Source organism: Streptomyces sp. NPDC005799, assembly GCF_040630525.1.
Taxonomy (GTDB): Bacteria; Actinomycetota; Actinomycetes; order Streptomycetales; family Streptomycetaceae; genus Streptomyces; species Streptomyces griseorubiginosus_B.
Map to the genome: position 1 here is coordinate 23024 of NZ_JBEXXQ010000008.1, position 6870 is coordinate 29893.

Here is a 6870-nt window from a genome sequence, read left to right on the forward strand (position 1 = left end):
CATCGCGCACGCTGTCCTGGGGCAACCCGACGGTCGATCTCTGCGTCTTTGAGGGCCGGGGGCGCCCCACGGGGGCGCGCGCGTACACCGTAAAGTGGCACGACCCGCGACCACGGGACGCCGCGCGAGAACGAAGGGGGAGGCGATCGGATGCCGAAGACCGAGACGACACCTGGCACCGAGGCTGCAACCCCGCCCACCCGTCTGCGCTGGTGGACCGAACTGCCGCTGATCATGCTGGTGTACGCCTGCTACTCGGCCGGCCGGCTCCTCGCCCGCGGTGACACCTCCGGCGCCGTCGACCACGGCCTGGCGATCCTGCGCGCCGAGAAGTTCCTGCACATCAACGCCGAGCACCCGCTCAACCGGCTCTTCACGCGCGAGGCGTGGCTCGGCGTCCCGGCGGACTTCTGGTACGCCTCGCTGCACTACCTGGTCACCCCGGCCATCCTGATCTGGCTGTTCCGCTCACGCGCGGGGCACTACCGGGCGGCCCGCACCTGGCTGATGACGTCCACCTTCATGGGCCTGATCGGCTTCACGCTGCTGCCGACGTGTCCGCCCCGTCTCCTCTCGGCGGGCCACGGGTTCGTGGACACGATGGCCCAGTACAGCTCGTACGGCTGGTGGGGGGGTGCCGCGAGCGCCCCGAAGGGACTCGGCGGCATGACCAACCAGTACGCGGCCATGCCGAGTCTGCACGTGGGCTGGGCGCTGTGGTGCGGGGTCATGCTGTGGAAGTACGGCAGGACGCGTACGACCCGGGTCCTCGCCGTCGCCTACCCGCTGCTGACGACGATCGTGGTCATGGGCACCGCGAACCACTACTTCCTGGACGCGGTCGCGGGCGCCTGCGTGATGGGCGTCGGACTGTTCCTGACGCCGTACGTGCTGCGGGGCGTGGACGCGCTGAAGGCGCGGCTGCCGTTCACCGCAGAGCCCTCTCGCGTCGCGGGTTCCCCAATTGTCAGTGGCGGATGCCAGACTTCCGCGGGTGAGCGAATTCCACGGCAGCGCGAGTCGCGGTTCGGAAGTGGAGCCGAGCCTGGTGCCTCTCCCTCGGACGCGGGGGAAGGCGCTGCGGCAGCGGCTCGCTGAGCTGCGCGGTCCCGACGTCCCGGCCAAGGCGCTGGACGCCCGTGCCCTGGCGGCCCTCGCCGCCAACCCGGGCTGCAGGCGGCGCGCCATCCTGGACGGCGCCGGGGTGAACAAGGCGACACTGGCGAACTCGCTGGGCTCCCCATCGGTGTTCGGGCAGTCGCAGTTCGCCTTCACCCGGGGCAACGCGTTCGAGGCGAAGGTCAAGGCGGACGGCGGGGCGGAGCTGCTGCGGCTGGCGCACGAGAAGCTGGACCGCACGGCCGAGCCGCCCACCGCGGCGCAGGTGCCCGACCTCACCGCGGCGGGCCCCGAGGGCCGCACGGCCCGCACGGCGCTCGCACTGCGCGAGGCCTCCGCCGAGCCGGGCGGCTGGACGCTCCTCGACCACCCGATGCTCGCCCTCGACGTCGCCGGCTCCCCCGCCTTCCTGGAGCCGGACGCGGTGGTCGTCCACCCCGACGGCAGCTGGACGGTCGTCGAGATCAAGTCCTTCCCGATGCTGGACGGTTCCGCGGACGCGGCCAAGGTCGGCGCGGCCGCCCGGCAGGCGGCGGTGTACGTCCTGGCCCTGGAGGAGGTCGCCGCCCGCCTCGATCCGGCTCCGGTGGTACGGCAGCGCGTCCTGCTCGTCTGCCCGAAGGACTTCTCCAACCTCCCCACCGCCTCCGCCGTCGACGTCCGCAAGCAGCGCGCGGTCACCGCCCGCCAGCTGGCCCGGCTCACCCGCGTCGAGGACATCGCCGACACGCTCCCGGCGGGCACGTGCTTCTCCCCCGACCTGCCCGCCGAGGAACTGACGGCGGCCGTCGAGTCGGTCCCGGCGACCTACGCGCCCGAGTGCCTGTCCGCCTGCGAACTGGCCTTCCACTGCCGCGCCCGCTCCCGCGAGGCGGGCGCGGTCACCGCCCTCGGCCGCTCGGTCCGCGCCGAACTCGGCGGCCTGACGACCGTCGAGGAGGTCTGGGCGGCGGCCCAGGGAACAGCCGGCGACCCGACGGACCCTGCCGTGGCAGCGCTGCGAAGGGCCGCCCAACTGCGTGCGGAGGCGCTGGAAGGCGTGGCGCCGCGGGCGCGGACCGGAGAGTCACCATGTCCCTGATCTCCACGCTCAGCCGGCTGGAAGCCGTCCGTACCGGGCGGGCGCAGCCCGCCGCCACCGTCCGGCACCGGCATCTGGCCGAACGGCCCCTCGTCTTCGTGCCGTTGACCACCGCGGGTGAGGCCGGTGCCCCGCTGGGCGCGCTCGTCGGCACCGAGCGGGACGCGCCCCGGCTGCTCGTCGTGCCGCAGCCCCGCGACCGGGACCTGCGGTTCGCGTTCCTGGCCGAGCTGGCGGACGTCGTGCTGCCGTACATCGACGCCCACGCCGAGGACGTGGAGGTGGCCGAGCGGACCGAGACCGACCCGGAGACCGGCAAGCGGGTCAAGGTCGAGGTCGAACTGTGCGCCGACGCCCCGCAGTTGATCGTCCCGAGCCGCGCCGGCATCGACTTCGTACGGCTGCTCGGCCGCTCCATGCGCTTCCGCCGTACGGCGGAGCAGGACCCGGAGACCCCGTACCCGGCGCCCCCGCGCGTGCCGCTGCTCGGCCGGTGGCTGACCCACTTCGGGGAGCGCGCCCGCGTCCCCGGCTCGTCCCTGCTGCTGGCCATGACCGACGTGCTGTCCCGGCACTGGGCGACCGGCCAGTCCACCCTGGAGGACCAGCACCTGGGCGCCCTGCTCGCCTGGATCGGCCCGCCCGAGGGCCTGTCCGGAGCCGAGGCGGCGCTGCGGGCCGAGCTCGCCCGCGGCCCCCGTGACCAACTGCTGTGCCCGCCCGCGGGCCCGGCCACCGACCCCGCGTTCGACAACAAGCTCCTCGCCCCGGCCATCGAGCGCTACGACCGCGCGCGGACCGCCCTCGCCGCCGCCGAGGACGGTCTGGAGGCCGACGACCGGCTCGGTGAACTCACCGCCGCGGAACAGCAGATCCGTGACTTGATCGCGGGGGTCACCCGGCCCACCTGGGACCGGGTGTGGGACGGCATCGACCTGCTGGGTGCCCTCCCCGAGGGAGCGCATGTCGAGGAGCGGTGGACGCGCGACCGCTGGTCGTTCACCGCCCACCGCGACCGCGTCACGGCCGGCGAGCCTCCGCAGCCGCGCCGCGACGACGCGGTCACCGCCGCGAACAAGCTCGCCTCGCGCGAGCGGGAGCAGGCCCGGCTGGAGGCACAGGAGGCCCTCGACGATCCGCTGGTGATGGCGGGGCGACGGCTGTCCGGGGAGGCGTTCGCGGGCGAGGTCACGGAGGTCGTGATGGCGTACAGCGAGAGCAAGCGGCCGAGCCCGCGCCCGCTGGTCACGATCCGTACCGAGGACCGGCCGCACCTCGGCGAGCGGGCCAAGGCGTACCGCTCGCTGGACGGCAAGCCGCAGTCGGCCGAGTTCGTCGGCGCCGAGGAGTCCGAGGACGGCGGCACGCTCGTCGTGCTGCGCGTGCTCGACAAGATGGGCCGCGGCAAGGAGCCGGAGCCCGGCTCCGTCCCGGAGAAGGGCGACCGGCTCTGCTTCACCCTCTTCGAGCACGAGCAGCGCGGCGGCCCCAAGCTGCCCGATCCGGAGCAGACGCCGTGGACGCACGGCGGACCGCCCGGTGAGGCCGTGGCCGAGGCGGCCGATCCCCTGACCGCGGAGGACGTCCTGTGACCACCGTTCTCGACCCCGGGGCGGCGGCCGCCGAGGCCACCGACGCGATCCTCCACGACACCCTGCACGGCGGTCACCGGGGCGTGGTCGTCGACTCCCCGCCGGGCGCCGGCAAGTCCACCCTTGTCGTCCGCGCGGCGCTCGAACTGGCTGACGCCGGGCGCCCGTTGATGATCGTCGCGCAGACGAACGCGCAGGTCGACGACCTCGTCGTCCGGCTCGCCGAGAAGAGTCCGCAGCTTCCGGTCGGCCGGTTGCACAGCAGCGACGCCGACCCGTACGACAAGGCGCTGGACGAGCTGCCGCAGGTGCGCAAGTCGGCGAAGGCGGCCGAGCTGGCGGGGCTCCCGGTGGTGATCTCCACGGCCGCGAAGTGGGCGCATGTGAAGGCCGACGAGCAGTGGCGGCACGCGATCGTCGACGAGGCGTACCAGATGCGCTCGGACTCGCTACTGGCGGTGGCGGGGCTGTTCGAGCGGGCGCTGTTCGTGGGCGATCCGGGTCAGCTGGATCCCTTCTCGATCGTGGGCAGCGAGCAGTGGGCGGGGCTGTCGTACGACCCCTCGGCCTCCGCCGTGACCACTCTCCTGGCCCACAACCCCGAACTTCCCCAGCACCGCCTGCCTGTCTCCTGGCGGCTCCCGGCCTCCGCGGCCCCGCTGGTCTCGGACGCCTTCTACCCGTACACGCCCTTCCGCAGCGGCACGGACCACGACGACCGCCGTCTCTCCTTCGGCGTTCCCTCGGACGGCTCCGGCCCCGACCGGGTGATCGACGCGGCCGCCGAATCGGGCTGGGGCCTGCTGGAGCTGCCCGCGCGGCACACCCCGCGCACGGACCCGGAAGCGGTGCGGGCGGTGGCGACGGTGGTACGACGGCTGCTGGACCGGGAGGGCGCGGCGACGTCGGAACGCTCGGCGGTCCCCGCCCCCCTCACCGCCGACCGTGTCGCCGTCGGCACGGCCCACCGCGACCAGGCGGCGGCCGTCCGGGCGGCCCTGGCGGAGCTGGGCGTCGCGGACGTCACCGTGGACACGGCGAACCGGCTGCAGGGCATGGAGTTCGACGTCACGGTGATCCTGCACCCGCTCTCCGGCCGCCCCGACGCCACCGCCTTCCACCTGGAGACGGGCCGCCTGTGCGTCCTGACCTCCCGCCACCGCCACGCATGCATCGTGGTCTGCCGAGCCGGCGTCGGCGACCTGCTGGACGACTACCCGTCCACGGAACCGGTCCAGCTGGGAACGCTGGTGAAGTTCCCGGACGGCTGGGAGGCGAACCATGCGGTGCTGGCCCGCCTGGCGGAACACCGCGTGACCTGGCAGCCCTGACCACCCGCCCGGCTCCACCAGAACAAGCGATCAGCACAACACCCCCACCCCCCGGACGGAGTCCGGCCCGCCGCCGGAGGCGGCCAACGAATACAGCCCGGACGGCTGGGAGGCGAACCATGCGGTGCTGGCCCGCCTGGCGGAACACCGCGTGAGCCGGCAGCCCTGACCACCCGCCCGGCTCCGAGCAAGGCAGGCGATCAGCACGACACCCCCACACGGCGGAGGCGGCCAACGGCGCGGCTCGGGAACATCGGGTGGTCCGGTGGCCTTGATACCGGCCGGAGGATTCGGTGCCCTCTTGCATGGGCGCGGGACAATGGACGGTGGCCCATGCACAGGAGGGTCTTCCGCGACGTACGAGGAGGAGAAGACATGGCGGAGCAGACGCCGCGTCGGAACGAACCGCGGCTGCGCCCCGCGCCCCTGCTTTTCGAGCCCGCCGAGGCGGCCGCCGATCCGGAGCACTTCTTCGACCTGGAGTCCATCGACGACCCCCGCGCCCTGCTGGCCCGCTCGACGGAGCTGGCGCAGGCGTTCCGCGCGGCGGCCGACCGGGCCGTGGAGTTCCAGGCGATGGCGGCAGCGCAGCTCGCCGACCCGCGCCGCTTCGACCGGCTGACGCCGGCGGACATCGCGGAGCGGGCCGAATGGACCGAGGACTACGCCAAGAAGATGGTCGAGTTCGGCCGGGATCTGATGCGCGGAGTCGAGGGCGCCGGGTCCGCCGACCCCGTCTGAGCAGTCTGAATACGGCTCGCTTCGGATTGGCATATGCCAGGCGGGCAAGATACCCGCCGCCGCCCGCCGCTGTCCCGGATTCCGGCAACCCTCGGAAACCACACGTTCACAGCCGGTAGACATGTCCTCCATGAGCAGTGAACGCATCGACCCGTTCTCCGACGGCCTCGACGCCTGCGGGGTCACCCCGGACGGAGCCGCCTGGCTCGCCTCCGCCGGAACGTATCCGCGCAGCACGCTCGCCCTCTGGGAGGAGCGCCCGCACGCCCCCGTGGTCCTCGCCTGCGGCTCCGTCTTCGACGTCGTCAACGCGCCCGCGGTCTTCGGGCGCCGGATGGTCGACCGGCTGTGGGACGAGGGGCCGGGCTCCGGCCCGGTCGCGGCCTTCCGGGGCCGCATGCTGCTGTTCGCCGCGCCGGGCACGGCCCAGCGGCTGCCGTCGCTGCTGAGCTGGGAGGAGTTCGGCCGTACGGGCGCGATCCCGCCGCTGCTGTGTCACGGCCCCGGCGACGCGGTGACCGTACCGGCCCCGCTGGGCACGACCGCCCCCTCGGCCTCCCGCTGGCTGGTCGCCCCCGACACCCGCCGCCCCTGGCTGCCGGGCCCCGAAATCGTGCTCTGGGCTGCGGTAAGAGCGGCGCGAGCCGCCGTCCGCATATCGATTTTTCCTCCCGCCGATCAGGATGCTAAGGTCTACGACGTCAGCAGGCGCCGCTAGCTCAGTTGGTTAGAGCAGCTGACTCTTAATCAGCGGGTCCGGGGTTCGAGTCCCTGGCGGCGCACAGACAGCAAGGCCCCTCGCAGACGCGGGGGGCCTTCGCCATTGAGGCAGGCCCTCGCCAGCACCCGATTCCCACCGGCACGGCAGGGCGGCTGGGGGTCCGGGGGTCATCCCCCGGGGCAATGCAGCATCAGCGGGTCCGGGGTTCGAGTCCCTGGCGGCGCACAGACAGCAAGGCCCCTCGCAGACGCGGGGGGCCTTCGCCATTGAGGCAGGCCCTCGCCA

Annotated in this window: 6 protein-coding genes and 1 tRNA gene; all 7 read left to right on the forward strand. The window is 73.5% G+C overall.

Annotated elements, in window-relative coordinates:
• Window positions 1–150: 150 nt before the first annotated feature.
• The gene (locus tag ABZ453_RS09945; RefSeq protein ID WP_359013449.1) at window positions 151–1098 is read left to right on the forward strand and encodes a phosphatase PAP2 family protein; all 948 of its coding nucleotides are present in this window, start codon (window positions 151–153) and stop codon (window positions 1096–1098) included.
• Window positions 1049–2200: a hypothetical protein gene (locus ABZ453_RS09950; RefSeq protein ID WP_359013451.1), complete on the forward strand. Its 1152-nt coding sequence runs from the start codon at window positions 1049–1051 to the stop codon at window positions 2198–2200. Before ABZ453_RS09945 ends, ABZ453_RS09950 begins: the two co-directional genes overlap by 50 nt.
• Window positions 2191–3792 carry a hypothetical protein gene (locus tag ABZ453_RS09955; protein ID WP_359013453.1) on the forward strand — a complete coding sequence of 534 codons (1602 nt, stop codon included), beginning with the start codon at window positions 2191–2193 and terminating at the stop codon, window positions 3790–3792. The genes ABZ453_RS09950 and ABZ453_RS09955 overlap by 10 nt, the downstream gene beginning before the upstream one ends.
• Complete coding sequence (locus tag ABZ453_RS09960) at window positions 3789–5123, forward strand: AAA family ATPase (RefSeq protein ID WP_359013455.1); 1335 nt, start codon at window positions 3789–3791, stop codon at window positions 5121–5123. The genes ABZ453_RS09955 and ABZ453_RS09960 overlap by 4 nt, the downstream gene beginning before the upstream one ends.
• 375 nt (window positions 5124–5498) lie before the next feature.
• A complete protein-coding gene (locus ABZ453_RS09965; protein ID WP_133046399.1) occupies window positions 5499–5864 on the forward strand; it encodes a hypothetical protein in 366 nt (121 codons plus the stop codon).
• 130 nt (window positions 5865–5994) lie between these two features.
• Complete coding sequence (locus ABZ453_RS09970; RefSeq protein ID WP_359013457.1) at window positions 5995–6582, forward strand: bifunctional DNA primase/polymerase; 588 nt, start codon at window positions 5995–5997, stop codon at window positions 6580–6582.
• A tRNA-Lys gene (locus ABZ453_RS09975) sits at window positions 6573–6646 on the forward strand. The genes ABZ453_RS09970 and ABZ453_RS09975 overlap by 10 nt, the downstream gene beginning before the upstream one ends.
• Window positions 6647–6870: the final 224 nt, after the last annotated feature.

What these genes read in the sequence shown, in the direction of transcription:
- ABZ453_RS09970 (WP_359013457.1), top strand. Translation starts at nt 5,995, where the DNA reads ATGAGCAGTGAACGCATCGACCCGTTCTCCGACGGCCTCGACGCCTGC.
- ABZ453_RS09965 (WP_133046399.1), top strand. Translation starts at nt 5,499, where the DNA reads ATGGCGGAGCAGACGCCGCGTCGGAACGAACCGCGGCTGCGCCCCGCG.
- ABZ453_RS09945 (WP_359013449.1), top strand. Translation starts at nt 151, where the DNA reads ATGCCGAAGACCGAGACGACACCTGGCACCGAGGCTGCAACCCCGCCC.
- ABZ453_RS09955 (WP_359013453.1), top strand. Translation starts at nt 2,191, where the DNA reads ATGTCCCTGATCTCCACGCTCAGCCGGCTGGAAGCCGTCCGTACCGGG.